This is a genomic window from Rubrivivax sp. A210 (genome assembly GCF_904426505.1).
In the GTDB taxonomy this organism is placed as follows: domain Bacteria; phylum Pseudomonadota; class Gammaproteobacteria; order Burkholderiales; family Burkholderiaceae_C; genus Rubrivivax.
Window position 1 is genome coordinate 1 of record NZ_CAJGBN010000053.1, and the last position, 2421, is coordinate 2421.

The following is a 2421-nucleotide window of genomic DNA, read 5'->3' on the forward strand; positions in this document are numbered from 1 at the left end:
CGTAAGCGCACAGCGATCCCATCTTGAACTGAGCCCTGGCACCGATAACGATCGTGTCCACGCCGGACTTACGTGGACACGATGACAAGCGACAAGACAACGACTCGACGGCGCTACAGCGCGGACTTCAAGGCGCTGGTGCTGGGCGAGTGCGATGCACCCGGCGCCTCAGTGGCCAAGGTTGCGATGTCGCACGGCATCAACACCAACGTCGTACACGGGTGGCGCAAGCTGGCTCGCGAAGCGGGAGCGGCCAGTCCGGTGTCCTTGCGCGAATTCATCCCAGTGGCGTTGCCGGCCGCGCCGATGCAGTCCGTTGCCGAGCGTGGCATCGAAGTTGAACTGCGCCGCGGCGCCGTGACGATGAAGATCACCTGGCCGTCATCAGCGACAGCGGACTTCGCCGCCTGGACGCGCGAGCTGTTGCGGTGATCCGGATCGACGCCGTGTGGCTGGCGGTCGCGCCGCTGGACATGCGCGCCGGCACCGAGTCGGCGCTGGCCCGGGTGGTCAACGTCTTCGGCGCTGCCCGGCCTCATCACGCGTACCTGTTCGCCAACCGCCGGGCCAATCGCATGAAGGTGCTCGTGCACGACGGCATCGGCATCTGGCTGGCAGCACGGCGCCTGAACCAAGGCAAGTTCGTGTGGCCTCGCGAAGGTGGCCCGACACTGACACTGACGCGTGCGCAACTCGACGCGCTGGTGCTCGGCCTGCCCTGGGCGCGCATAGGCGAGGCCGGCGTGATCACGGTGCTGTAGAGCCGCGCGCAATTCAATTGCTGAATGTGCCGATGCACATGTGCACGGCACTCGGCAAGATCACGATCCGTGATCGCCGACCTCGACACGCTCAGCCCGGACCAACTGCGAGATGCGGTTCGCACGCTGATGGCTGACGTGGCCAGCAAGAGCGCCGAGATCGCCTTCAAGCAAGCCACCATCGACAAGCTCGCCCACGAGATGGCGGTGCTCAAGCGGTTGAAGTTCGCGGCCCAGTCCGAAGCCTTCAACGCCGAGCAGAAGAGCCTCATCGAGGAGACCATCTACACCGACCTGGCGGCGCTGGCCCTGGAGATCGAGCAGCGTGCGCCAAGCAAGGACTCGGGCGACAAGCAGCAGCCCAAGCGTGTCGCGCTGCCGGCCGATCTGACTCGCACCGAGCACCACCACGAGCCCGAGAACACCGCCTGCAGCTGCGGCTGCCAGTTGAAGCGCATCGGGCAGGACGTGGCCGAGAAGCTGGACTACGTGCCCGGCGTCTTCACGGTCGAGCGCCACATCCGCGGCAAGTGGGTCTGCACGAAGTGCGAGACGCTGGTGCAGGCCCCGGTACCGGCGCACATCATCGACAAGGGCATCCCGACCACCGGCCTGCTGGCCCAGGTACTGGTGGCAAAGTACCAGGACCACCTGCCGCTGTACCGCCAGGAACACATCTTCGGGCGTGCCGGCTTGGCCATCCCGAGATCGACGCTGGCCAGCTGGGTGGGCCAGTGCGGCGTGCAGTTGCAGCCGCTGGTGGATGCCTTGAAGGCGGTGATGCTCAAGAGCGCGGTGCTGCACGCCGACGAGACCCCGGTGGCGATGCTCAAGCCGGGCAACAAGAAGACCCACCGGGCCTATATCTGGACCTACTGCACTACCCCCTATGACGCGCTCAAGGCAGTCGTCTTCGACTTCGCCGAAGGCCGCGGCGGGCAGCATGTTCGCGGCTTCCTGGGCCTGGACGCGAACGCCGGCAAGGACGGCTGGCATGGCAAGCTCGTGTGCGACGACTTCAGCGGCTACAACGCCTGCTTCGAGCTGGGCGTGACGGAGATTGGTTGCCTGGCCCATGCCCGCAGGAAGTTCCACGAACTGTGGGTCAACCATGGCAGCCAGGTTGGCGAGCGGGCGCTGAAGTTCTTCGGCGAGATCTACGACGTAGAGCGCGCGGTGCAGGAACTCGAACCCGATGAGCGAAGGCGAATACGCCAGCAACGTTCGGTCAAGGTGGCCGACGCCCTGCATCAATGGCTGGAGCAGCAACGCAAGCTGGTGCCCGAGGGATCGGCCACAGCCAAGGCCATCGACTACAGCTTGAAGCGGTGGAAGGCGCTGACACGCTTCATCGACGACGGCGATCTGCCGGCGGACAACAACTGGGTCGAGAATCAGATCCGTCCGATTGCCATCGGCAGGTCGAACTGGCTGTTCGCCGGCTCGCTGCGCGCCGGCCAGCGAGCAGCGGCGGTGATGAGCCTGCTGCAGTCGGCACGGCTCAACGGACTGGATCCGTACAGCTACATCAAGGACGTGCTGACCCGGCTGCCGACGCAGCCGGCGGGACGGATCGAGGAGTTGCTGCCGCATCGCTGGCAGCTGGGCGCCTCGCGCTGAATCGCCTCGAACTCGCGGGGTGTGTTGCCCGCGCGCTTAC

Annotated in this window: 3 protein-coding genes; all 3 read left to right on the forward strand. The window is 65.8% G+C overall.

What is annotated here, in order from left to right; all coding sequences use genetic code 11:
- Positions 1–81 precede the first annotated feature (81 nt).
- The 3 genes from tnpA to tnpC are packed head-to-tail and all read left to right on the forward strand — an operon-like array spanning position 82 to position 2381.
- The gene (gene tnpA, locus JMV16_RS19850; RefSeq protein WP_201496050.1) at positions 82–432 is read left to right on the forward strand and encodes an IS66-like element accessory protein TnpA; all 351 of its coding nucleotides are present in this window, start codon (positions 82–84) and stop codon (positions 430–432) included.
- Positions 429–761, forward strand: coding sequence for an IS66 family insertion sequence element accessory protein TnpB (gene tnpB, locus JMV16_RS19855; RefSeq protein ID WP_201496051.1), 333 nt, complete (start codon positions 429–431; stop codon positions 759–761). The genes tnpA and tnpB overlap by 4 nt, the downstream gene beginning before the upstream one ends.
- Positions 762–785: 24 nt before the next feature.
- Positions 786–2381 (forward strand): IS66 family transposase, encoded by a 1596-nt coding sequence (gene tnpC, locus JMV16_RS19860; RefSeq protein ID WP_201496052.1) that lies wholly within the window; start codon positions 786–788, stop codon positions 2379–2381.
- Positions 2382–2421: the final 40 nt, after the last annotated feature.

Coding starts and splice junctions, on each gene's coding strand:
- tnpC (WP_201496052.1), top strand. CDS start 786: ATGTGCCGATGCACATGTGCACGGCACTCGGCAAGATCACGATCCGTG.
- tnpA (WP_201496050.1), top strand. CDS start 82: ATGACAAGCGACAAGACAACGACTCGACGGCGCTACAGCGCGGACTTC.